General features: G+C 53.7%; 21 protein-coding genes. 11 read left to right on the top strand and 10 right to left on the bottom strand.

Annotated features, from left to right (window positions below; translation table 11 throughout):
* Positions 1-116 precede the first annotated feature (116 nt).
* The 5 genes from VIJ98_RS10740 (at position 117) to rnd (ending at position 6,538) form a co-directional block, all read left to right on the top strand.
* On the top strand, positions 117-2,027 hold the full coding sequence (locus VIJ98_RS10740) for an ATP-dependent DNA helicase (protein ID WP_008110394.1): 1,911 nt from the start codon (positions 117-119) through the stop codon (positions 2,025-2,027).
* Positions 2,028-2,079: 52 nt separating this feature from the next.
* Positions 2,080-2,778 carry a tRNA (adenosine(37)-N6)-threonylcarbamoyltransferase complex dimerization subunit type 1 TsaB gene (gene tsaB / locus VIJ98_RS10735; RefSeq protein ID WP_154156359.1) on the top strand — a complete coding sequence of 233 codons (699 nt, stop codon included), beginning with the start codon at positions 2,080-2,082 and terminating at the stop codon, positions 2,776-2,778.
* 60 nt (positions 2,779-2,838) lie between these two features.
* A complete protein-coding gene (locus VIJ98_RS10730; protein ID WP_154156357.1) occupies positions 2,839-3,432 on the top strand; it encodes a Slp family lipoprotein in 594 nt (197 codons plus the stop codon).
* Between the two features lie 209 nt (positions 3,433-3,641).
* Positions 3,642-5,318 carry a long-chain-fatty-acid--CoA ligase FadD gene (fadD, locus tag VIJ98_RS10725; protein WP_139221401.1) on the top strand — a complete coding sequence of 559 codons (1,677 nt, stop codon included), beginning with the start codon at positions 3,642-3,644 and terminating at the stop codon, positions 5,316-5,318.
* Positions 5,319-5,416: 98 nt separating this feature from the next.
* Complete coding sequence (gene rnd, locus VIJ98_RS10720; RefSeq protein WP_323273887.1) at positions 5,417-6,538, top strand: ribonuclease D; 1,122 nt, start codon at positions 5,417-5,419, stop codon at positions 6,536-6,538.
* A 55-nt stretch (positions 6,539-6,593) separates the two neighbouring features.
* Here rnd and minE read toward each other — a convergent pair whose 3' ends face one another.
* Genes minE through minC form a run of 3 tightly spaced genes read right to left on the bottom strand, consistent with a single transcriptional unit; the run spans position 6,594 to position 8,423 of the window.
* On the bottom strand, positions 6,594-6,863 hold the full coding sequence (gene minE / locus VIJ98_RS10715; protein ID WP_007889661.1) for a cell division topological specificity factor MinE: 270 nt from the start codon (positions 6,861-6,863) through the stop codon (positions 6,594-6,596).
* 3 nt (positions 6,864-6,866) lie between these two features.
* Positions 6,867-7,679 (bottom strand): septum site-determining protein MinD, encoded by an 813-nt coding sequence (minD, locus tag VIJ98_RS10710; protein ID WP_007889662.1) that lies wholly within the window; start codon positions 7,677-7,679, stop codon positions 6,867-6,869.
* A gap of 33 nt (positions 7,680-7,712) precedes the next feature.
* Positions 7,713-8,423 carry a septum site-determining protein MinC gene (gene minC, locus VIJ98_RS10705; protein ID WP_008110384.1) on the bottom strand — a complete coding sequence of 237 codons (711 nt, stop codon included), beginning with the start codon at positions 8,421-8,423 and terminating at the stop codon, positions 7,713-7,715.
* 153 nt (positions 8,424-8,576) lie between these two features.
* Here minC and VIJ98_RS10700 point away from each other — a divergent pair, with 153 nt between their 5' ends.
* From VIJ98_RS10700 to VIJ98_RS10690, 3 genes are all read left to right on the top strand, one after another.
* A complete protein-coding gene (locus VIJ98_RS10700) occupies positions 8,577-8,852 on the top strand; it encodes a YcgL domain-containing protein (protein ID WP_154156353.1) in 276 nt (91 codons plus the stop codon).
* Between the two features lie 267 nt (positions 8,853-9,119).
* Complete coding sequence (locus VIJ98_RS10695; protein ID WP_008110383.1) at positions 9,120-9,779, top strand: fumarylacetoacetate hydrolase family protein; 660 nt, start codon at positions 9,120-9,122, stop codon at positions 9,777-9,779.
* A 64-nt stretch (positions 9,780-9,843) separates the two neighbouring features.
* Positions 9,844-10,290, top strand: coding sequence for a YcgN family cysteine cluster protein (locus VIJ98_RS10690; RefSeq protein ID WP_008110381.1), 447 nt, complete (start codon positions 9,844-9,846; stop codon positions 10,288-10,290).
* A 40-nt stretch (positions 10,291-10,330) separates the two neighbouring features.
* Here VIJ98_RS10690 and dsbB read toward each other — a convergent pair whose 3' ends face one another.
* Complete coding sequence (dsbB, locus tag VIJ98_RS10685) at positions 10,331-10,861, bottom strand: disulfide bond formation protein DsbB (RefSeq protein ID WP_154156351.1); 531 nt, start codon at positions 10,859-10,861, stop codon at positions 10,331-10,333.
* Between the two features lie 320 nt (positions 10,862-11,181).
* Between dsbB and fadR the strand changes: the two genes are divergently transcribed.
* On the top strand, positions 11,182-11,901 hold the full coding sequence (gene fadR / locus VIJ98_RS10680) for a fatty acid metabolism transcriptional regulator FadR (protein WP_008110376.1): 720 nt from the start codon (positions 11,182-11,184) through the stop codon (positions 11,899-11,901).
* Between the two features lie 36 nt (positions 11,902-11,937).
* Here the strand turns inward: fadR and VIJ98_RS10675 are convergent, their stop codons facing one another.
* Complete coding sequence (locus VIJ98_RS10675; protein WP_008110374.1) at positions 11,938-13,473, bottom strand: SpoVR family protein; 1,536 nt, start codon at positions 13,471-13,473, stop codon at positions 11,938-11,940.
* 494 nt (positions 13,474-13,967) lie between these two features.
* Between VIJ98_RS10675 and VIJ98_RS10670 the strand changes: the two genes are divergently transcribed.
* Complete coding sequence (locus VIJ98_RS10670; protein WP_154156349.1) at positions 13,968-15,269, top strand: D-amino acid dehydrogenase; 1,302 nt, start codon at positions 13,968-13,970, stop codon at positions 15,267-15,269.
* Between the two features lie 21 nt (positions 15,270-15,290).
* Positions 15,291-16,361 carry a catabolic alanine racemase DadX gene (gene dadX, locus VIJ98_RS10665; RefSeq protein ID WP_323273883.1) on the top strand — a complete coding sequence of 357 codons (1,071 nt, stop codon included), beginning with the start codon at positions 15,291-15,293 and terminating at the stop codon, positions 16,359-16,361.
* On the opposite strand, the gene VIJ98_RS10660 is transcribed toward dadX, so the two are convergent.
* The 5 genes from VIJ98_RS10660 to VIJ98_RS10640 all read right to left on the bottom strand — a co-directional run bounded on the left by VIJ98_RS10660 (position 16,354) and on the right by VIJ98_RS10640 (position 23,052).
* Complete coding sequence (locus tag VIJ98_RS10660) at positions 16,354-17,547, bottom strand: multidrug effflux MFS transporter (RefSeq protein WP_008110369.1); 1,194 nt, start codon at positions 17,545-17,547, stop codon at positions 16,354-16,356. The two genes, dadX and VIJ98_RS10660, sit on opposite strands and share 8 nt — an antisense overlap.
* A gap of 113 nt (positions 17,548-17,660) precedes the next feature.
* A complete protein-coding gene (gene wbaP / locus VIJ98_RS10655; protein WP_008110368.1) occupies positions 17,661-19,127 on the bottom strand; it encodes an undecaprenyl-phosphate galactose phosphotransferase WbaP in 1,467 nt (488 codons plus the stop codon).
* Between the two features lie 377 nt (positions 19,128-19,504).
* Positions 19,505-19,738 carry a DUF1480 family protein gene (locus VIJ98_RS10650; RefSeq protein WP_008110367.1) on the bottom strand — a complete coding sequence of 78 codons (234 nt, stop codon included), beginning with the start codon at positions 19,736-19,738 and terminating at the stop codon, positions 19,505-19,507.
* 78 nt (positions 19,739-19,816) lie between these two features.
* Entirely contained in the window at positions 19,817-21,544 is a 1,728-nt protein-coding gene (locus VIJ98_RS10645) for a potassium/proton antiporter (RefSeq protein ID WP_008110366.1), read from the bottom strand.
* Positions 21,545-21,774: 230 nt separating this feature from the next.
* A complete protein-coding gene (locus tag VIJ98_RS10640; RefSeq protein WP_008110365.1) occupies positions 21,775-23,052 on the bottom strand; it encodes a YeaH/YhbH family protein in 1,278 nt (425 codons plus the stop codon).
* Positions 23,053-23,123 lie beyond the last annotated feature (71 nt).

Below are 23,123 nucleotides of genomic sequence, written 5' to 3'. Positions count from 1 at the left end.
CCTTTAATTTTGCTGCGCTAGCCTGCCATATCCCAGGGGCGTATGTCATCTGTTGTGGTTGCCTGCCGGGAATCCTGACATAATTACAGTGGTTTTTATTTTTGATGTGAGGAAGTGTGGCAGACGATTTTGCAGCTGACGGCGCCCTGGCGCAGGCAATTCCGGGCTTTAAACCGCGTGAAGCACAGCGCCAAATGGCCAAAGCGGTCACCGAGGCGGTAAAAAAAGGCGGCGAGCTGGTGGTGGAAGCGGGCACCGGAACCGGTAAAACCTATGCCTATCTGGCGCCGGCATTGCGGGCGAAGAAAAAAGTCATCGTCTCCACCGGCTCCAAAGCATTGCAGGATCAGCTCTATAACCGCGATCTGCCCACCATCGCGCGCGCCCTGAAGTTCAGCGGCAAAACCGCGCTGCTGAAAGGGCGCTCCAACTATTTATGCCTCGAACGTCTTGAGCAGCAGAATCAAACCGGCGGTGATCTCAGCGTACAGGCGCTGGGCGATTTGATCAGCGTGCGCGGCTGGTCGTCAGAAACTACCGATGGCGACGTCAGCAACTGCAACGGCGTGGCCGAAGACAGTCCGATCTGGCCCTTCGTCACCAGCACCAACGATAACTGCCTCGGCAGCGATTGCCCGCTGTATAAAGATTGCTTCGTGGTCAAAGCGCGCAAAAAAGCCATGGACGCCGATGTGGTGGTGGTGAACCATCATCTGTTTCTCGCCGATTTGGTGGTGAAAGAGGGCGGCTTTGGTGAACTGATTCCGGAGGCCGATGTGATGATCTTCGATGAAGCGCATCAGCTCCCCGATATCGCCAGCCAATATTTCGGTCAGCAGCTGTCGAGCCGCCAACTACAAGACCTCGCCAAAGACATCATCATTGCCTATCGCACCGAAGTGCGGGATGTGCAGCAACTACAGAAATCTGCCGACCGCCTGGCGCAGTGCGCGCAGGATTTCCGTTTGACGCTCGGCGAGCCGGGCTTTCGCGGCAATCTGCGCGATCTGCTGAGCGACAACAACATCATGCGCATGTTTACCTTGCTGGATGATGCGCTCGAACTCTGTTACGACGTGATCAAACTGTCGCTCGGGCGCTCCGCGCTGCTGGATGCCGCCTTTGAGCGCGCGGCGCTGTATCGCACGCGCCTGAAACGTCTGCGCGCCATTGATGAGCCGGGCTTCAGCTATTGGTATGAGTGCAACAGCCGCCATTTCACGCTGGCACTGACGCCGTTATCGGTGGCGGAACGTTTCCGGGAAGTGATGGATAACCGCAAAGCGGCGTGGATTTTCACGTCTGCCACGCTGGCGGTAAATGAGCAGATGAGCCATTTCTCCAGCCGCCTTGGCGTGGATAACGCCACCACCATGATTCTCGACAGCCCGTTCGATTACACCCAGCAAGCGCTGCTGTGCGTGCCGCGTAATATGCCGGAACCCAATCATCCCGGCGGCGCTCGCCAGCTGGCGCGCATGATGAAGCCGCTGATTGATGCCAACAAAGGCCGCTGCTTCTTCTTATGCACCTCGCACAAAATGATGCGCGAGTTAGCCATCGAGTTTCGCGCTTCGATGACGTTGCCGGTGCTGCTGCAGGGCGAAACCAGTAAAGGACAGTTGCTGAAGCAGTTCCTCGAAGCCGGTAACGCGCTATTGGTCGCGACCAGCAGCTTCTGGGAAGGTGTCGACGTGCGCGGCGATGCGTTGTCGCTAGTGATCATCGACAAGCTGCCGTTTACCTCGCCGGAAGATCCGCTGCTCAAAGCACGCATGGAAGATTGTCGCCTGCGTGGCGGCGATCCTTTTAATGATGTGCAGCTGCCCGATGCGGTGATCACCCTGAAACAGGGCGTGGGGCGTTTGATTCGTGATACGGAAGATCGCGGTGTGCTGGTGATTTGCGATCAGCGCCTAGTTTCACGCCCTTACGGCGGCCTGTTCCTCAACAGTTTGCCGCCCACGCCGCGCACCCGCGATATTGCGCGCGCCATCGAATTTGTCCGTCAGCCTGCGGATCACTAATTTGTGCCAGGCTGTGATAAGATGCGCGCCATTTTGACTCTCTGAGGTTGTTATGTCCGCCCGAATTTTAGCCCTGGACACGGCGACAGAAGCCTGTTCTGCCGCGCTGCAAAATCTGCAGCAGATTGATGCCCGCTTTGAAATCGCCCCGCGCGATCACACCCAACGTATTCTGCCGCTGGTGCAGGAGCTGTTGCAGGCGCAGCAGCTGGATCTGACCGCGCTTGACGTGTTGGCGTTTGGCCGGGGTCCGGGCAGTTTCACCGGTGTGCGTATCGGCATTGGTATTGCTCAAGGGCTGGCACTTGGCGCGAATCTGCCGATGATCGGCGTCTCCTCATTAGCGACTATGGCGCAGGGCGCGTGGCGTTTAACCGGCGCAACCCGCGTGCTGGCGGCGATTGACGCGCGTATGGGTGAACTCTATTGGGCTGAATATCAGCGCGACGAAAACGGCGAATGGCTGGGTGCGGAAACCGAAGCGGTGATCAAACCCGAAGTAGCACAGGAACGTATTGCGGCATTAAGCGGCGAATGGACTGCCGTTGGCACCGGCTGGCAAGCCTATCCGCATCTGTTGACCTCACCAGGCGCTCAGCTTATTGCTTCAGACGTGTTATTACCTGCCGCCGAAGATATGCTGCCGCTGGCGCTCAGCGCCTGGCAGCGTGACGAAGCGGTCGCGGTGGAGAATGCTGAGCCGGTTTATCTGCGCAATGAAGTGGCATGGAAAAAGTTGCCGGGACGCTAAGTCGCGCGCAACTTATCTTCGCGAGCTCAGTCTAATCAGAGAAATAACAGGAGAAGTGCTATGCCAATAAGTCGTAAAGGGATGTCTGGCGCTCTGTTAGCCTGCGCAATGCTGCTCAGCGGCTGTGTTTCGGTGCCAGATTCAATTAAAGGAAGTTCTGAGCTTCCACAGCAAGATTTACTGCGCGTGATGAACGCGCCGCAACTGTTTGTCGGCCAGGAAGCACGCTTCGGCGGGAAAGTGGTGAAAGTCACCAATCTTAACGACTTAACTCGCGTAGAGATTGCGACCCAACCGCTGGATGAGAGCGCGCGTCCGCGTTTGGGTGCAGCCTCAGTTGGCCGCATCTTTGCCGATATCCGTGGCTTTGTCGATCCGGTCGATTTGAATAACCAATACATCACGGTGCTGGGCAACATCAAAGGCATTGAGAAAGGCGATATTGGTAAGGCCAGCTACAACTTTGTGGTGATCGATGTGCGCGGTTATCAGCGCTGGCATCTGACGCAACAGGTGATGACGCCACCGCAGCCGATTGATCCGTATATCTGGTATGGCCCAACGCGCCATCGTGCGGGATATTGGGGACCGAATCCCTATTGGGGCATGAACCTCGGCCAACCGGCGCAGGTGCAAACAATCCTTACCGAGTAAGTTTTTTATTATGTTATTTACGGCCCGGTCGCGGTGCTTGCGAACGGGCCTTTTTATTGGGCGCGCAACCGATGCGCGAAATTTAGTGATGCGCTTCGCAACCTGAAAATGCCGAAACAGGCAAACTGGTACAATCAGTTAAAATATTGTTAACAACATTGATTGTCGAGGCGGCGATGGCTACGCAACAAGATTATCGGGGTGATTCTTTGAATAAGGTTTGGCTCAAACGCTATCCAGCAGATGTCCCTGCGGAAATTAATGCGGATCGTTACGCTTCATTGGTCGAACTTTTCGAGCACGCAGCAGAACAATACGCCGATCAGGTGGCTTTCATTAATATGGGCCAGCCAATGACCTATCGGCAGCTGGAAAAGCAGAGCCGCGCTTTTGCCGCCTGGCTGCAGCAAGGTTTAGGTTTGAAGCAGGGCGATCGCGTGGCGCTGATGATGCCAAACCTGCTGCAATATCCCGTCGCGCTGTTTGGCGTATTGCGCGCTGGCATGGTGGTGGTGAACGTCAATCCGCTCTACACGCCGCGTGAACTCAAGCATCAGCTAGTTGATAGCGGTGCCAGCGCCATTGTCATCGTCTCGAACTTTGCCCACACGCTGGAAAAAGTGGTGGCCGAAACGCCGATCAAGCATGTGATGTTAACGCGTATGGGCGATCAGCTGGCGCCGGTGAAAGCCACGCTGGTAAACTTCGTCGTGAAATATGTGAAAAAGCTGGTGCCGAAATACCATCTGCCGGGCGCGGTGCCGTTCCGCAGCGCCTTGTCGCAGGGCGAACAGATGACCTATCAACGCCCGACCGTAACCAATGACGATCTCGCCTTCCTGCAATACACCGGCGGCACCACTGGCGTGGCCAAAGGCGCGATGCTGACGCACCGCAATATGCAGGCCAATCTGGAACAGACCAAAGCCACTTACGGCAAGCTGCTGCGTCCGGGCAAAGAGCAAGTGGTGACCGCGCTGCCGCTCTACCACATTTTTGCGCTGACGGTGAATGGGCTGCTGTTCCTCGATCTTGGTGGTACCAACCTGCTGATTACCAATCCGCGCGATATTCCCGGCTTTGTCAAAGAGCTCAGCAAGTTCCCGTTTACTGCGATCACCGGCGTGAACACCTTGTTCAATGCACTGCTGAATGATGCCAATTTTAATAAGCTCGATTTCTCCACGCTGCGCCTGTCTGCAGGAGGCGGCATGGCGGTGCAAAAAGCGGTCGCCGAGCGCTGGGAAAAACTTACCGGACACTATCTGCTGGAAGGTTACGGCCTGACCGAGTGTTCGCCGCTGGTGTCAGTGAATCCATATGACATTACCTGTCACACTGGCAGCATTGGTTTGCCGGTGCCGTCCACCGATGTGCGCATCGTCGATGATGAAGACAAGGATGTCGCGCCAGGCGAACCGGGCGAGCTGTGTATTCGCGGTCCGCAGGTGATGACTGGCTACTGGCAGCGCGCTGATGCGACCGATGAAGTGCTGAAAAATGGCTGGCTGCATACCGGTGATATTGTTACCGTTGATAGCGAAGGCTTTATTCGCATCGTTGATCGTAAGAAAGACATGATTCTGGTGTCAGGCTTTAACGTGTATCCTAACGAGATCGAAGATGTGCTGATGCAGCACGAGAAAGTGCGTGAAGCTGCGGCGATTGGTGTTCCCAGCGATCTGTCGGGCGAAGCGGTTAAAGTGTGCATCGTGAAGAAAGATCCCTCACTGACCAAAGAAGAGGTGCTGGATCACTGCCGTCGCCAGCTCACCGGCTACAAAGTGCCGAAGATTATCGAGTTTCGTGACGAGTTGCCAAAGACCAATGTAGGCAAAATTCTGCGTCGCGAATTGCGTGATGAGGCGAAGCGAGAAGGGCAGTAATGCGCCATTCTCCTCAGGTTAACGCCGGCACAGTCCGGCGTTTTTATTGCTTTTAACATGGAGCGCTGCGCGTAGTTTGCCGCAGCGAGAAAGACAACGTGAATTACACCCTGATCGACCAAAATGACCAACTGGCCGCCGTGTGCGAGAAGGCACGCCAGCACGCTGCCGTGGCGCTGGACACCGAATTCGTGCGTACACGCACTTACTATCCGCAGCTCGGCCTGATTCAGCTGTTTGATGGCGACCAATTGATCCTGATCGATCCGCTTAATATCAGTGACTGGACGCCGTTTGTGGCGTTGCTGCAGGATAAGCAGGTCACCAAATTCCTTCACGCCGGTGGCGAAGATCTGGAAGTGTTCCTGCATCGTTTTAAATGCCTGCCCGATCCGATGATTGATACGCAAATTCTGGCGGCCTTTAGCGGCCAGGCGCTGTCGTGGGGTTTTGCCTCGATGGTGATGCATTTCAACAAGATTGAGCTGGATAAAAGTGAGTCTCGTACCGATTGGCTGGCGCGTCCGCTGACCGAGCGTCAATGCGAATATGCCGCCGCCGATGTCGCCTATCTGCTGCCGATTGCCCATCAGCTGGTGGCGCAAACCGAGGAAGCCGGCAACATGGCGGCGGCGTTAAGCGAATGCAATTTGCTGTGCCAGCGTCGCCTCGATGTGCTGCAGCCGGAAGAAGCCTGGCGCGATATCACCAATGCGTGGCAGCTGCGTCCGCGTCAGCTGGCGGCGTTGCAGCGTCTGGCGGCATGGCGTTTAAACATCGCCCGACAAAAAGATATGGCGGTGAACTTCGTGGTACGCGAAGAGAATCTGTGGAAAGTGGCGCGCTTTATGCCAGGAAGCCTTGGTGAGCTGGATCATTTAGGTCTGAACGGCCATGAAATCCGCTTCCACGGTAAAGCGATGGTGGCACTGGTGGCTGAAGCGCAGGCGCAGGATGAATCAACCTTGCCGCCACCGCTGCCTAATCTGATCGATCATCCGCACTACAAGCAGGCGTTCAAAGCCATTAAAGCGCTGGTGCAACAGGTAAGTGAAGAGAGTGGTTTCAGTCAGGAACTGCTGGCATCACGTCGCCAGATCAATCAGGTGCTGAGTGTGCATTGGGGATTGAAAACCGCGTCGCGCACACCTGAATTACAGACAGGCTGGCGGGGCGATTTGCTGAAAGCGGGTATCGACGAGATTCTGCAGGTACTTTAACGCGAGCATTTTCCCCTGCGCGACACCGCAGGGGAAAATCAGGAAACCGCTTTAATCATTTAGGAACGTCTTCCGGCTCCGGCAGCGTTACGTTGAGCTCGAGGATGGAGATATCATCCCCTTTCTGATCCAGCTGAACGGTCACCATATCCGGGTCAATTTTTACGTATTTACAGATCACTTCCAAAATATCGCGCTTCAGCTGCGGCAGATAGTGGGGCTCACTGTCGCCCCTTCTGCGTTCGGCTACGATAATTTGCAGCCTTTCCTTGGCTATATTGGCTGTGTTCTTCTTACGGGATAAAAAGAAATCAAGTAATGCCATTGGTTATCCCCCGAACAGGCGTTTAAGGAAACCCTTCTTCTCTTCTTCAATAAAGCGGAAGGGGCGTTCTTCGCCAAGCAGGCGATCTACGGTATCAGCATAGGCTTTACCGGCGTCAGCGTTTGCGTCGAGGATCACCGGCTCACCCTGGTTAGAGGCGCGCAGGACAGATTGATCTTCCGGGATGACGCCAACCAGTGGAATGCGCAAAATTTCCAGCACGTCTTCCATACTCAGCATATCGCCACGGGTAACGCGGCCAGGATTGTAACGGGTCAGCAGCAGATGCTCTTTCACCGGATCCTGGCTGTTCTCTGCACGACGGGATTTCGAAGAGATGATGCCGAGAATACGGTCGGAGTCACGTACTGAAGAGACTTCCGGGTTGGTGGTGATGATAGCTTCATCAGCGAAGTACAACGCCATCAGCGCGCCGGTTTCGATACCTGCTGGTGAGTCGCAGACGATAAAGTCGAACTCCATCGCCGCCAAATCGTTCAGCACTTTCTCAACGCCTTCACGCGTCAGCGCATCTTTATCGCGCGTCTGTGAAGCCGGCAAAATATAAAGCTGCTCTGTACGCTTGTCGCGAATCAGCGCCTGATTCAGCGTCGCGTCACCCTGAATGACGTTAACAAAGTCATACACCACGCGGCGTTCACAGCCCATGATCAAATCGAGGTTACGCAGGCCGATATCGAAATCGATGACGACGGTTTTTTTGCCTTTCTGCGCTAAGCCGGTGGCGATGGCCGCGCTTGACGTGGTCTTGCCAACGCCCCCTTTACCCGATGTAACTACAATAATGCGTGCCATAAATGTTGATTTCCTTAACGAAAGAAAAGGGGCTTAATTAAGTGTCTGAATGGTCAGCGCGCCATCTTGGAGACTCAAACGCGCCGCTTTACCAAAGAATTCCGCCGGAATGTGATCCATCATCCAATATTCCCCGGCAATAGAGACCAACTCTGCGGCGAGGTTGGTGCAAAAAATCTGGCTGTCGCGTTGTCCACCGACGCCGGCCAACGCGCGACCGCGCATCATGCCGTAAATATGGATGTTGCCGTCGGCGACCAGTTCGGCACCGGCGCTGACGCTGCTGGTGACGATGAGGTCGGCATTGCGCGCATAAATCTGTTGGCCCGAACGCACCGGCGTATTAATGATGCGGGTTTTACTGGCGGCTTCAGCGATCACCGCTGGAACAACCGGAGCGGCTTCAACCACGGGAGCCGCAGCCTGTTTGCGGCTCTCTTTACCTTCTGAAAGTACCGGCAAACCCGCGCGGGCAATCATTTTTTTCAGGGCTTCATCTTTGCAACCGCTGACACCGACGATACGCAGACCGGTCGCCATCACCGCTTGTTGCATCTGTTTCCAGTTAATGTCGCCGGTTAGCGCAGAAACATTCAGCACCACCGGCGCATTCAGCAAAAAGGCAGGTGCCTGATCGATTTTGTCCTGTAGCGCCTGACGAATCACCTCGGGTTGCGAATGATGCAGATGAACGACTGACAGGGTAAAACTGCTTCCCTTGAATTCGATTGGCGTTTGCGACATCTGTGCTGACTCAGTCCTGTTTTACGACCCTTAAATGTACGCCGATAAAATCGGCATTAACATCAAACGGTCAATATTCGAAGTTCTGCAAGCATGTTATAGTTACTGCTATATTCAGGCAAGTGACGCCATCGGTTAATTCGAGTAAAAAATATGTTTTGTGTGATCTACAGAAGCCCGCAACGTGAACAGACTTATCTGTATGTTGAAAAAAAAGACGATTTCTCACGGGTACCGGAAGAACTGCTGCGTGGCTTCGGCAAACCCCAGCTGGCAATGGTGTTATCGCTGGATAAGTGTGACAAGCTGGCTAACGCGGATATCAATAAAGTTAAGCAAGGTTTAAGCGAACACGGCTATTATTTGCAAATTCCACCACCGGTTGAAAGTCTGCTCAACATTCATCTCGATCAGGGTAAAAAAGATTAATTCAGATTCATCTGTAAATATATCCTGTAGAAATAATCAGTGCTATTTGCGTTAATTAACTGCCCGCTTTAACCCTTTATTGCGGGCAATTATCCAAGCGTTTAGCTGATTTTGTTGTATACGATTAACGACTTTTGACAATTTCCGCCACGCCAGCCGCCATAAACCCGCTAATATATTCCACCTCAGCCTGCCGCGTTCCGGCACTGAGCCAGACTTCATCGCCAGATGCACTGGCGGCAAACACAACCAAAGCAGGGGAATAGCATGTATCAGCATCGTAACTGGCAGGGCGCTCTGTTGGATTATCCGGTCAGCAAAGTGGTTTGCGTCGGCAGCAACTATGCGAAGCACATAAAGGAGATGGGAAGTGCCACGCCAACCGAACCGGTGGTGTTTATCAAACCGGAAACTGCGGTCTGCGATTTGCGCCAGCCGCTGTCGATTCCGGCAAATTTTGGTGAAGTGCATCATGAAGTTGAGCTGGCGGTGCTGATTGGCTCAACGCTGAAACAGGCGAGCGAAGAGCACGTTGCGAAGGCGATTGCTGGCTATGGCGTCGCGCTGGATTTGACCTTACGCGACGTGCAGGCCGGTTTGAAGAAAGCGGGCCAACCGTGGGAAAAATCCAAAGGTTTCGATAACTCGTGTCCGCTGTCGGGTTTTATTCCCGTTTCTGAGTTTAGCGGCGATCCTCAGGACACCGAACTGAAGCTGATTGTTAACGGCGAAGTGCGCCAGCACGGCACGACCGCCGATATGATCCACAAAATTTTGCCGCTGATTGCCTATATGAGCCAGTATTTCACCCTGCGCGCAGGCGATGTCGTGCTGACCGGTACGCCTGAAGGCGTTGGCCCGATGCGTTCTGGCGATAAGCTGGAAATCACGCTGGCCGGTCACGGTATTTCGACACGCGTTCTGTAAAACTTGCATCACCGCACCTGAACCTTTATAAGGTGCGGTCTCTTTGCTAACCCGGACCGCCATCATGACTGAACAACCTTTCTGGCAGACTAAACGCCTTGACCAAATGAACGACGCAGAGTGGGAATCCCTGTGCGACGGCTGCGGCCAATGTTGCCTGAATAAGTTGCAGGATGCGGACACCGACGAAATCTACTTCACCAACGTGGCCTGCAATCAGCTGAATATCAAAACCTGCCAGTGTCGTAACTACGAGCATCGTTTTGAGTTGGAAGAGAATTGCATCAAGTTGACGCGTGAAAACCTCACCAGTTTTGAATGGCTGCCGCGCACCTGCGCCTATCGTGTGTTAGGAGAAGGTAAAACCTTGCCGGCGTGGCATCCGCTGATCGCCGGTTCTAAAAAGGCGATGCATGCCCAGCGTATTTCCGTGCGTTTTATTGCGGTGCGTGAGAGTGAAGTGCGGGATTGGGAAGAGCATATAATCGATCGACCGGATCGCAACGGTTAAACATAGAACAGGCAGCCAAGGCTGCCTGTTTTGTTTGTGCTTAGCGTCCGAACAGATCGCGGCGTTTCGGTTTGAACGGTTGTGCAATCAGCACCAGCAGCGCCACCAGCAGATAAGCGGCAAAAATCACGATCATCCACTGCGGCATGCTCCAGGTCAGGAAGGTCCAGCCGCGCTCAGCGCAATCACCGCTCGCTACGAATACAGAAGGCAACCATTTATCCAGCGGCAACCAGGTTGGGAAACGCGCGGCAAAGTCGCAGGTGACAAACGGGTTGGGATGCAGTTGAATCATGGTGTGATCGTAAGAGAGGCGCGTGCCTTCAATTGCGCTGTAGATCCAGATGAGAATGGCCGCCCAGCGTAGCGGTGTTTTCGGCGCAATAGCGCCCACAATGCCCGCGCCCATCACGCCAAACAGCGCGCAACGCTCATAAATACACATTACGCAGGGTTGCAGCCCCATCACGTGCTGAAAATACAACGCCGTCAATTCAAACGCCAACGCCGTCAGGGCCAGCAGAAGCCAGGCACCGCGTCCACGCGAGCATTGATTCAAATATCGCAACATATTGCTTTTCCTGTAACCGTTAATGTTTCGCAGTGTAAACCAAAAGCGCAACCGTGCCAGCCAGGTAACGGGAAAAAATCATGTACAAAAATGACTTAAGTCGCGTTGAGGCCAAAAAAGATCCAGTCAGGCGCTTCATCCGATAAATGCAAGCCTCAGACGCAGCGCAAACGTGTGCCTGACCGGGGAATTTCCTCTGAATTCACGGCTGAATTTTGCGCCAGCGCGCGCTTTTAATCGGTTGGCAGGCTATTTCCGCTATAGCCGCTCTGGTATGATGAGTCGCATTACGATAAAGAAAGCAACGAGAAATAAATGCTATGGTGATTAAGGCGCAGAGCCCCGCGGGATTTGCTGAAGAGTATATTATTGAAAGCATCTGGAACAGTCGTTTTCCGCCGGGATCCATTCTACCTGCCGAACGTGAGCTTTCTGAACTAATTGGCGTGACACGCACCACGTTGCGTGAAGTGTTGCAGCGTCTGGCGCGCGATGGCTGGTTGACCATTCAACATGGCAAACCGACGCGCGTTAACGATTTCTGGGAAACCTCCGGTTTAAACATCCTCGAAACCCTGGCCCGACTCGATCACGATAGCGTCCCGCAGTTGATTGATAATTTGCTGTCGGTGCGCACCAACATCTCGTCGATTTTTATCAGCCGTGCGCTGCGTCATCATCCAGAAAAAGCGCGTGAAGTGCTTGAGAATGCGCTGATCGAGGAAGATAAAGCCGAAGCCTATACCGAGCTCGATTATCGCGTGTTCCGCGGCCTGGCGTTTGCTTCGGGCAACCCGATTTATGGTCTGATTTTGAATGGCCTGAAAGGATTGTATACCCGCGTTGGTCGTCACTATTTCTCCAGCCTGGAAGCGCGTGAACTGGCGCGTAACTTCTATCGCCAATTGGCTGACCTGTGCGTGGCCAACCCATCGCAGGAGCAGATTGTCGATAGCGTGCGTGAATACGGACGCCGCAGCGGTGAGATTTGGCATAAGATGCAGAAAAGCATGCCGGACGATTTAGCCAGCAAGCGATAAAAGAAAAACCGGACCTCAACAGTCCGGTTTTTTGCTTTATAGCGTTGGGCCGCGCGCGGGTGAACGATCCAGCAACTCGACGCTGCCGTCTTCATTCTGTTGCTCCAGAATCACATCAAAGCCCCACAAACGATGCACATGCTTCAACACTTCTTTGCGGCTCTTATCGAGCGGCGCACGCTGTTGCGGCACATAACGCAACGTCAGTGAGCGGTCGCCACGTAAATCCACGTTGTAGACCTGAATGTTCGGTTCCAGATTGCTCAGATTGTACTGCGCCGACAACTGCTGACGTATGGCGCGATAACCCGCTTCATCATGGATAGCTGCAATTTCGAGGAAATTGTTGCGGTCATCATCCATTACCGTGAACAGACGGAAATCACGCATCACCTTCGGTGACAGGAACTGGCTGATAAAGCTCTCATCCTTAAACTCGCGCATGGCGAAATGCATGGTTTTCAGCCAGTCCGAACCAGCAATGTCCGGGAACCAGTAGCGGTCTTCTTCGGTTGGCGTCTGACAGATACGCTTGATGTCCTGGAACATCGCAAAGCCCAGCGCATACGGGTTGATGCCGTTATACCACTGACTGTTATACGGCGGCTGATACACCACGTTGGTGTGGCTGTGCAGGAACTCCATCATAAAGCGCTCCGACACTTTGCCTTCGTCATACAGATGATTAAGGATGGTGTAGTGCCAGAACGTGGCCCAGCCTTCATTCATTACCTGCGTCTGTTTCTGCGGATAAAAATACTGGCTAACTTTACGCACAATGCGCAGCACTTCACGTTGCCAGGATTCCAGCAGCGGCGCATTTTTTTCCATGAAATAGAGCAGGTTTTCCTGCGGTTCAGAAGGGTAGCGCGATGCCTCAATATGCACCGACTCCTTCTCTTTACGCGGCAGCGTACGCCATAGCGTATTCACCTGACTCTGCAAATACTCTTCGCGGCTCTGCTGGCGAGCTTTCTCTTCCTGCAGCGAAATTTTCTGCGGGCGTTTATAGCGATCCACGCCGTAGTTCATCAGCGCATGGCAGGAATCGAGCAGCCGCTCAACTTCCTCCACGCCGTAGCGCTCTTCGCAGTCGGTAATGTAATTTCTGGCGAAGAGCAGGTAATCCACGATGGAACTGGCATCGGTCCAGCTGCGGAACAGATAGTTATTTTTGAAGAACGAGTTGTGACCGTAACAGGCGTGCGCCATCACCAGCGCCTGCATGGTCATGGTGTTCTCTTCCATCAAATAGGCGATACACGGGTTGGAGTTGATGACGATTTCATACGCCAGGCCTTGCTGACCGTGCTTATAGCGCTGTTCCGTTTCGATGAATTTCTTGCCGAACGACCAGTGTGCATAGTTGATCGGCATACCCACGCTGGAGTAGGCATCCATCATCTGTTCGGAGGTGATCACTTCAATTTGGTGCGGATAGGTTTCCAGTCCGTAACTTTTGGCTACGCGGTCAATTTCCGCCAGATAATCATCCAGCAATTCGAAAGTCCAGTCGGGACCATCACTGAGTCGTTTACTGTTGCGGGTTGGCTCGTCAAAGATTGTCGTCATAGCGCACCTCTGTTTTGCAAGCGGCAGGAATTACCTGTCACGATCGTTTAAGGCCTCATCCTGAGTAAAGATGGCCCAATAAAACTGAGCGAACACTTCAATGATAGTCCACTGTCGCCTATCCGAAACTGAATCTCAATCGAATTCTTTTGGCAGAAAATCATTCAAAAAGCGTTAGTTAAGTCGATACTGATGACAAATATTGGTTTTATTTTATTTGTCAGAACAATGTTCTGTTTATAAGTGGATTGTATGACTGCGGCGCTTTCTCCTGAAAAAAGTCAAAACCGCTGCCATCCGCATAATAAATTGCTGATTAAGGGATTTAAGGCATAAAAAATCCTGATTTTGGCTCTATTGCATGATTTCAGTGTGCAGCCAGGTAAAAAACATGTGAAATAAGTCGGTCGAATGTAAGATTTAAGTGGCGGTCGGGTTATGCTGTCTTGGGCTTGGTTAATAGTTAATTATTCTTTTGCTGCGACGAGGGGCTTATGCGCGTAGTGATTCTTGGTAGTGGTGTTGTAGGCGTGGCGAGCGCCTGGTATCTGGCGCAGGCCGGACATGAGGTCACGGTTATCGATCGTCAGCCTGCCGCCGCGCTGGAAACCAGCGCCGGTAATGCGGGGCAGATCTCACCGGGCTATGCCGCGCCTTGGGCGGCACCGGGCGTTCCGCTGAAAGCGGTCAAATGGATGTTCCAGCGTCACGCGCCGCTGGCGGTTCGTCTCGATGGCAGTAAGTTCCAGCTGGAATGGATGTGGAATATGCTGCGTAACTGCGACATGCAGCACTATCAAGAGAATAAAAGCCGCATGGTACGTATCGCGGAGTACAGCCGCGACTGCCTGAAAACACTGCGCGCCAGCACCGGCATCGCCTATGAAGGTCGTCAGGGCGGCACGCTACAGCTGTTCCGTACGCAGCAACAGTTCGAAAGCGCCAGCAAAGATATCGCCGTGCTGCGCGATGCGGGCGTTCCCTATGAGTTACTGGAAGCGCATCAGCTGAAAAATGTCGAACCCGCGCTAGCGGCGACGGCGCATAAACTCACCGGCGGTTTACGTCTCCCTAACGACGAAACCGGCGACTGCCAGCTGTTTACTCAGCGCCTGGCCGAAATGGCGGCGGAGGCGGGCGTGACCTTCCGCTATAACACGTCGGTTGATCAGTTGCTGCGCGAGGGCAATCGCATTTATGGCGTGAAGTGTGGCGATGAGGTGATTAAAGCCGATGCTTACGTGGTGGCGTTCGGTTCCTATTCCACCGCGCTGCTGAAAGACATCCTCGCCATCCCGGTTTATCCGCTGAAGGGTTATTCGTTGACCATCCCGATCAAGAACGCTGACGCTGCACCGGTTTCCACCATCCTCGACGAAACCTACAAAGTGGCGGTTACGCGCTTTGACGATCGCATTCGCGTGGGCGGCATGGCAGAAATTGTTGGTTTTAACACCAAACTGTTGCCGGCACGACGCGAAACGCTGGAGATGGTGGTCCGCGATCTCTATCCTGAAGGCGGGTTTGTCGAACAGGCCACGTTCTGGACCGGATTGCGTCCAATGACGCCAGACGGTACGCCGATTGTTGGGCGCACGCCGCTCTCCAATCTCTATCTCAATACCGGGCACGGTACGCTGGGATGGACGATGGCTTGTGGTTCCGGTCAGCTTTTGGCTGATTTAATTTCCGGTCAGAAACCGGCGATTGCCGCAGATGATTTGTCAGTGCTGCGCTACCTGCCAGGTTTTGAGCCACATTCTTCGCCGCTGCGTAACGCCAGCGCGGCGCGCTGAGACCTCAGGGAGAGTAAAAGCATGTCACGTCCAACCGGTGCCACCATCAATCAACAGGCACTGCGTCATAATCTGGCTGTCGTACGTCAGGCGGCACCGCAATCACGCGTCTGGTCGGTGGTGAAAGCCAATGCGTATGGTCACGGTGTGGCCCGCGTGTGGCAAAGTCTGGCCGAAACCGACGGCTTTGCGCTGCTGAATATGGAAGAAGCGATCTTGCTGCGGGAGCAGGGCTGGAAAAAGCCGGTCCTGCTGCTGGAAGGCTTCTTCCATGCTGATGATTTAGCGCTGATCGACCGCTATCGCCTCACCACCAGCGTACACAGCAACTGGCAAATTCAGGCGCTGGCCAAAGCGCAACTGTCGGCACCGGTCGATGTTTACCTCAAAATCAACAGCGGCATGAATCGACTTGGTTTCCGTCCAGAGCAGGCGCATGCGGCGTGGCAGAAACTGCGTGCTTTGCCGAACGTCGGTGAAATGACGTTGATGGCGCACTTTGCCGATGCAGAGAATCCGCAAGGTCTGGTTGAGCCGATGAAATGCGTTGAACGGGCGGCGGAAGGGCTCGGTTGCCCGCGTTCCCTGTCTAACTCAGCGGCTACGCTGTGGCATCCTGAAGCGCATTTTGATTGGGTGCGTCCCGGCATTATTCTCTACGGTGCGTCACCGAGCGGTGACTGGCAGGATATCGCCAGCACCGGATTGCAACCGGTGATGACGCTCAACAGCGAAATCATTGGCGTGCAGCAGCTGAACGCCGGTGAAGGCGTGGGCTACGGTTATCGCTATCACGCCAGCGGCGCGCAGCGCATTGGTATTGTCGCCTGCGGTTACGCTGACGGTTATCCGCGTCATGCGCCAACCGGCACGCCAGTCAGCGTAGATGGCATCCGCACGCAAACGCTCGGCGCCATCTCCATGGACATGATGATGATCGATTTGGAACCTTGCCCGCAGGCCGGTATCGGTTCGAAGGTTGAGCTGTGGGGCAATCAGGTGAAGATCGATGAGGTGGCAAAAGCCGCCGGAACTGTGGGCTACGAGCTGATGTGCGCGCTCGCGCCACGCGTTCCGGTTGAGGTTATTTAAGCGCGGTCACGCGACCGTGCATCTTCTTGCTGCAGCGCCAGGCGGTCATGGCCAGCGCTGCACCCAGCAGCATCATCAGTGCCAGTGATGATTTCTCCGCAACGGGCAACGCCACGATTGCCATGCTGCCGCCTGCACCACACGCCATCTGAATAAATCCTTGCAGTGCAGAAGCAACGCCCGCTTGCTGCTGATAAGGCTCCAGCGCGTAGCTGGTTGCGGGACCGACCGTGAACGCCAGGCCAGCAACGGAAACCGCCACCGGAATCATGTACAGCGACCAATGGTTTTGCCACGCTGCCGGTAACAACGTTGTACCCATCATTAACAGAATCGCGCCGATTAACATGGTGGCGAAACCCATCGCCAGACAGAATGGACGTCCCGCTTTACGAATGGTTTTGTTCACGAAAGCGCTAACCAGCATGATCCAAAAACCATTGGCGCCAAAGGCAAATGAGAATTGTAGCGGCGTCAGGCCGCCTTCGGTCATCAGCACGTGTGGTGCCAGCGACACATAGGTCAGCACCATGCCTAGCGCGCCGGCATTGGCAAAAGCAAAGGCAAGGAAGCGCGGTTCACGGGCGATGGCAGCGTACTGCGCCAGCGGTAAACCTTTAACGCGCAACGTGTCTGCGGGACGCGTTTCCGGCAGCCACAGCATCACGATCAAGCCGATCACCACCGCATAGCCGCACAGGAACCAGAACGGCATACGCCAGCCGTAGGCTTCAGCCAGAATCCCGCCAAGCAGCGGTGCCAGCGCAGGTACGATATTCAGCGCACCATTGAGAAAGCCGTAAGCGCGTGCGGCATCTTCGCCGCTGAGACGATCGCGCACGCCACTGAATGCCACCACCGCAGTGCAGCACACGGCACAGCCCTGAATGATGCGGGCGAGGAAGAACACCGGCCACAGCGTGCTGGTAGCGGCTATCGCGCTGCCAACGATGTAAAGCGCCAGACCAATCAAGGCGATCGGCTTGCGACCAAAATTATCCACCAGCGGACCGGTAATCAGTTGGCCGATGCCCATCACCAATAAAAACAGGGGAATTGTGATTTGGATAAGGCTCACCGGGCTATTAAGACCTTCGGCGATTTGCGGCAATGTAGGGAGGTAAAGATCAATGCCCAGCGGCGCCAGCAGCACCAGGCTAAGAAGTATTAAGGTGAATTTTTGCATTACGAACCGGACGACCTGTTAAACAATCCGGAAGGGTAATGACTCTTTGGGGAAAAAGAAAGGGATAAAAAAAGCGATGCCTGCCGAAGTGCACAGGCATCGCCTCGAGGGTATTAGTAAGCGCCGTCGCGACGGACCACTACGCCAGCGGTTTTGAACAGAATCGCAATGTCAGTCCACAATGCCCAGTTTTTCACGTACCAGGAATCGAAGTAAACGCGCGTATCGTAGTCGATGTCGTTACGGCCGCTGACCTGCCACAAGCCGGTCATGCCCGGTTTTGCCATCAGGTAGTAATCCACATCACCGGCATAACGCTCCAGTTCCGCTTCAATCACCGGACGCGGACCGACCAGACTCATTTCGCCGCGAATCACGTTCCACAACTGTGGCAGCTCATCAAGGCTGGTTTTGCGCAGGAAGTTACCAATTTTAGTCACGCGCGGATCGTTTTTCAGTTTGAAATCACGATCCCATTCAGCACGCGCTTCCTCGCTGGTCGCCAGCAGATTTTGCAGCACTTCCTGCGAGTTGGTCACCATCGAGCGGAACTTGAGGCACTTAAACTTCACGCCATCTTGTCCAACGCGTTCATGACCATAAATCGCATTGCCGCCGTCACGTTTCACCATCGCACACAGCAGACCGAATACCGGACCGAGGAACAGCAGCAGCATGGATGCCACCACAATATCGAAGGTGCGTTTCAGGAAGCGTGAAGAGCGTTTTGCCAGGTTGTTGCTGACGCGTAAGATCATCACTTCATGGCTGAAGATGAATGACATGTCGGTGCCATACAGCGGCACGCCGCGCAGCGTTGGGATCACGGAAATCGAACGGCACTTCATTTTGGACAGAAACTTCAGCCATTTATCGCGCACCACTTGCTGCTCAAATTCTGTGGCGACGATAAATTGCGTGTTGTCACGGTCCATGGTTTGCCAGTTGATATCTTTCCAGGTGATAACCGGAACGCCATTCACTTTTTCGTGCTGTTGGTCATCATCCAGTGAAATGAACGCCTGCACGTTGTAACCCAGGATCTCTTCGCTCTGCAGCGCCGCATAGGCTTCCATTGCGTTTTTACCGGAACCAATAATGATGGTTTCCTTCTGCCACTGACCTGCACGATTGATCGCACGTTTTACCACGGCACGCATCAGCGGCAGCAGCAGCAGGGCGTAAGTCCAGCTGAACACCCAAACCATGCGCGAGAAGTCCCATTTTGAAAAGGCAATCAGCGCCAGATCAAGCAGAGAGAAGACGAACAGGGTTTTAATCACTTCTTTCAATTCAAACCAAAATGGTTTGCGATAGGTGTAGTGACGCATACGCACCCAGAACCAGGCGGTGCAAAGAATAGAAAGGCTAAATTGGGCAATAAATCGGTATTCAATCTGCTGAGGCGGAATAAACGTATCCAGTTCGCCCCAAATACCTTGAACGGTGGCGGCAGATAAAAACAATGCCAGATTTAACGCAATTAAATCCGAGAAACTAAGTGCGACTTTTGCGATGAGGTTTTTGCGCAGTCCGCTCCACGAGCGGGTTGCATCATTCATTATCAAAGTACTTGCCATAAAACCTGCTCTCTTTTCTTAAGTAAAAGATGGCCTGACCAGAATCAAGTACGCGCTCAGGAGTGATCCGCTGAAAAGCAGAAAGAATAATTCTTTCAGCGATTTATAAGTCTGTGCTGCCATAAGCGCTGCAAGGAAAGGACCGTTTGAGACGTGATGCACGTCACGAAAAGCTGCAGCAACGTTTAAGAGTATGCAGGAGTTATTTGACAGAGTTAATATGGAAATAGTCTGAAAAGGAAAAAAATGACTAAAGAAATAATTGGCTATCTACTTGAAAAATATCGTTAAAAGTTAATTAATCGCGGATATAACGCTTCATTTTAAGACAACTTTTCGGAATGACCGCCATTTTCATCAATGGCGGCGCCAGCCAGTCAGGCAGGTTTTTTCAGTACCCAAAGATCCTGCTGCTTGTCGTAGTGTCCGATTTGTAGATCGACAGCCTCTTCATCAATCCATGCCGGTACACTGGTATCCACATCCCAGCCGTCGAGTTGGTCACTCAGGCCGGGATTGGTATGGCAGGGAATACTCACAGTATCGCCATTGTCAGTATTGAACTCTGCGTCAACAATCTCATAACGACCAATCTTAACCACGTGTCCCATTACATTCTCCCGTATTAACTGGGTTGAATAGTGAGCATAGTCGTTCATACGCAGTTTACGAGCGATAATGGCCTCGGATTATTCCTTGTCTTCCATTACACGCACGCCGATTTTCACGATTTGGTTGTCTTCTTTTTCTGCCACCGTCCAGGTTAACTGGTTCCATTCCACCTGATCGCCAACCACCGGCGTACTGCCCAGCAAACTCATCACCAACTGTCCTAACGACTGCTGATCGTTGGTTTGTTCATCCAACTCCAGCCCGTAAATTTGCGCCACATCTTTCAAACGTGCCTCGGCATCGAGGATAAAGTCGCCGAAGAAACGTTGATCGAGCGAGACGGGCGGCGATTGGCTGAACATTTTGCCAAGAGCGGGGAGATCGCGTTCCCGGCCAATCACACACAGCACATCGCCTTCTTTCAGACGCGTGTTGCCGTTGGGGTGCATCAACACGTTGTCACGGAACAGGGCGGCAATGCGGGTTTCGCGGGGCATCTGCAAATCACGCAGCGCCGCGCCAACGCACCACTTGTCTGCGCCCAACTGGTAAATGAATTGCTCCCACGGATTTTCTGGATGGATATCCAGTCCAACCCGGCTAATCGGCGAGGCGGTTGGCGGCACCACCACTTTGGCACGTTTGGCGGCATAGCCCAGCGACGTACCTTGCAGCATCAGCGATACCAGCACCACAAAGAAGGCGATGTTGAAGTAGAGTTTGGCGTTTTCCAGTCCGGCCATCATCGGGAATACGGCGAGGATGATCGGCACCGCGCCACGTAAGCCCACCCAACTGATAAAGATACGTTCGCGTCCGGTGAAGCCCTTGAAAGGCAACAGGCCAACCAGAATCGATAGTGGGCGTGCTACCAGAATCAACCACAGCGACAGAATCATCGCCGGCACCGCGATGTGCCACAAATCGGATGGCGTCACCAGCAAACCCAGCACAATAAACATGCCGATTTGGCTCAGCCATGCCATGCCGTCAAAGGTTTGCAAAATACCGTGGCGGTTGCGAATCGGGCTGTTGCCCAGCAGGAAGCCGCAAAGATACACCGCCAGAATGCCGCTGCCTTCCATTACCGTGGTCAGCGCAAACACGATGATGCCGCCACTCACCGCCAGCAGCGGATATAAACCCTGCGCGAGATTGATGCGGTTTATCAACTGCTGCAGCGCCCAGCCGCCGCCAAGGCCTAATACGATGCCAAGACCAAACTGCTGCACCAGATGCACCACGAACATCCAGCTCAGGCCGGACTGGCCTTGCTGGATCATGTCGATCAGCGTGATGGTGAGAAATACCGCCATCGGGTCGTTGCTGCCAGATTCAATCTCCAGCGTGGAGCTGACACGTTCGTTGAGGCCTTTATCACCCAGCAGCGAGAATACTGCGGCGGCATCGGTGGAACCGATAATCGCGCCAATCAGGAAGCCCTGCATCAGGTCGAGCTTAAACAACCAGGCAGCGGCGACGCCGGTTAAACCTGCGGTGATCATCACGCCGACGGTCGCCAGCGATAGCGCCGGGCCGAGCGCCACTTTTAGCGAGGTCGCTTTGGTGCGCATACCGCCATCGAGCAAGATGATGGCTAACGCCAGGTTTGAGACCAGATAGGCAACCGGATAGTTATCAAACGCGATGCCACCAATGCCATCAATGCCGGCCAACATGCCGAGCGCGAGGAAGATCACCAGAATCGGAATGCCAAGGCGCGAGGAAAAGGAACTGAGTAAAATACTTGCTGCTACCAGCACGGACCCAATAATAAACACACTGTAAATCATGCTGGTATTCAACGGCGTTCTCCTGCGGCGGGGCAAAAAAGACAAACTGCGGGGGATTCACACAGACAAGGTGAAAAGATAATGCCTTATCAATAGCTTGTCAGCGCTTAATTGCACATTTTTTCATTCTGTGGGGCCATATCCCATATACAGCTAAATTTGTATGAAAAAACAACAAGAAATGGCGGGAAGTGAGCGGGGCTGCTGCAAAGAAAAAGCCGGTCAGTGACCGGCTTATAGACTTAGGCTTCTGCAGCCTGCTTGTGGAAAAGTTCTCTAAATACTGGATAGATGTCTTCTGGCTCGCGAATATGTTGGATTGCGAAGTTATCAAACATCGCCTGCAGATGTTCGTACTCGCGCCATAAGGTCTGGTGCGCGCGGCGCGTGATTTCGATGTAGCTGTAATAACGCACAACCGGCAGAATATGCTTGGCTAAGATCTCGTGGCAGAGCGGTGAATCATCGGCCCAGTTATCACCATCCGACGCTTGCGCCGCATAGATGTTCCACTGCGACGGGTCATAACGCTCTTTAACCACTTCATCCATCAACTTCAATGCACTGGATACAATGGTGCCGCCGGTTTCCTGCGAGTAGAAGAACTCCTGTTCGTCGACCTCTTTCGCCTGAGTGTGATGACGAATGTAAACCACGTCGACGTTCTTATAAGTACGGCTCAGGAACAGATACAGCAGAATATAGAAACGCTTCGCCATATCTTTGGTGGCCTGATCCATCGAACCTGATACGTCCATCAGGCAGAACATCACGGCCTGGCTGGAAGGTTCTGGCCGCTTCTCGAAGTTTTTGTAGCGCAGATCAAAGGTATCGATAAACGGCACGCGATCGATGCGCGCGCGCAGCTCGGCGATCTCTTTACGTAAACGCTCCTCTTCCAGTAACTGCGCCGGTTCGCTGTTTTCCACTTCGGTTAGCGTGGCTTCCAGCTCGTTTAACATCCGGCGTTTACCCGCCGTCATTGCGGTACGACGCGCCAATGAGTTTTGTAGCGAACGCACCACGCTGATGTTTGCCGGCGTACCATTTGAGGTATAGCCCGCGCGATGGGTTTTGTACTCGTTTAACTGACGATGCTGATTCTTACGCAGGTTCGGCAACGCCAAATCTTCGAACAGCAAATCGAGATATTCATCTTTAGAGATTTGGAAGACGAACTCATCCTGGCCTTCACCGTCCTGACTGGCATTGCCCTGGCCGCTACCACCGCCGCCGCCGCCACCTTGCGGACGTTCAATGCGATCGTTTTGCACGAAATGGTCGTTCCCAGGATGAACGCGATGGCGACTGCCGCCACGGCCCTGATGGAAACTCGGCTCATTGATATCGTCAATTGGAATCGAGACCGATTCGCCGCTCTCGACATCGGTCACCGAACGCTTATTGATGGCCTCGGAGATCGATTGCTTGATTTGCGACTTATAACGGCGCAGAAAGCGCTGCCGATTGACGGCGCTTTTATTCTTACCGTTGAGACGCCGATCGATAAAATAGGCCATAAAAATCCCCCAAACTGCATTGCAAGCTTAGGCCGGGAAAACCCGGCCTCCTGTTACAGCACCGAAGCACC

Source organism: Pantoea sp. S18, assembly GCF_045689705.1.
Classification (GTDB): Bacteria; Pseudomonadota; Gammaproteobacteria; order Enterobacterales; family Enterobacteriaceae; genus Pantoea; species Pantoea symbiotica.
The sequence above is the reverse complement of the archived record's forward strand: the minus strand, read 5'-3'. Positions and strand labels throughout refer to the sequence as shown.

What these genes read in the sequence shown, in the direction of transcription:
- minD (WP_007889662.1), bottom strand. Translation starts at nt 7,679, where the DNA reads ATGGCACGCATTATTGTAGTTACATCGGGTAAAGGGGGCGTTGGCAAG.
- fadR (WP_008110376.1), top strand. Translation starts at nt 11,182, where the DNA reads ATGGTGATTAAGGCGCAGAGCCCCGCGGGATTTGCTGAAGAGTATATT.
- VIJ98_RS10730 (WP_154156357.1), top strand. Translation starts at nt 2,839, where the DNA reads ATGCCAATAAGTCGTAAAGGGATGTCTGGCGCTCTGTTAGCCTGCGCA.
- minE (WP_007889661.1), bottom strand. Translation starts at nt 6,863, where the DNA reads ATGGCATTACTTGATTTCTTTTTATCCCGTAAGAAGAACACAGCCAAT.
- VIJ98_RS10670 (WP_154156349.1), top strand. Translation starts at nt 13,968, where the DNA reads ATGCGCGTAGTGATTCTTGGTAGTGGTGTTGTAGGCGTGGCGAGCGCC.
- minC (WP_008110384.1), bottom strand. Translation starts at nt 8,423, where the DNA reads ATGTCGCAAACGCCAATCGAATTCAAGGGAAGCAGTTTTACCCTGTCA.
- VIJ98_RS10650 (WP_008110367.1), bottom strand. Translation starts at nt 19,738, where the DNA reads ATGGGACACGTGGTTAAGATTGGTCGTTATGAGATTGTTGACGCAGAG.
- VIJ98_RS10695 (WP_008110383.1), top strand. Translation starts at nt 9,120, where the DNA reads ATGTATCAGCATCGTAACTGGCAGGGCGCTCTGTTGGATTATCCGGTC.
- VIJ98_RS10640 (WP_008110365.1), bottom strand. Translation starts at nt 23,052, where the DNA reads ATGGCCTATTTTATCGATCGGCGTCTCAACGGTAAGAATAAAAGCGCC.
- VIJ98_RS10700 (WP_154156353.1), top strand. Translation starts at nt 8,577, where the DNA reads ATGTTTTGTGTGATCTACAGAAGCCCGCAACGTGAACAGACTTATCTG.
- dadX (WP_323273883.1), top strand. Translation starts at nt 15,291, where the DNA reads ATGTCACGTCCAACCGGTGCCACCATCAATCAACAGGCACTGCGTCAT.
- VIJ98_RS10675 (WP_008110374.1), bottom strand. Translation starts at nt 13,473, where the DNA reads ATGACGACAATCTTTGACGAGCCAACCCGCAACAGTAAACGACTCAGT.
- VIJ98_RS10690 (WP_008110381.1), top strand. Translation starts at nt 9,844, where the DNA reads ATGACTGAACAACCTTTCTGGCAGACTAAACGCCTTGACCAAATGAAC.
- tsaB (WP_154156359.1), top strand. Translation starts at nt 2,080, where the DNA reads ATGTCCGCCCGAATTTTAGCCCTGGACACGGCGACAGAAGCCTGTTCT.
- VIJ98_RS10660 (WP_008110369.1), bottom strand. Translation starts at nt 17,547, where the DNA reads ATGCAAAAATTCACCTTAATACTTCTTAGCCTGGTGCTGCTGGCGCCG.
- wbaP (WP_008110368.1), bottom strand. Translation starts at nt 19,127, where the DNA reads ATGGCAAGTACTTTGATAATGAATGATGCAACCCGCTCGTGGAGCGGA.
- dsbB (WP_154156351.1), bottom strand. Translation starts at nt 10,861, where the DNA reads ATGTTGCGATATTTGAATCAATGCTCGCGTGGACGCGGTGCCTGGCTT.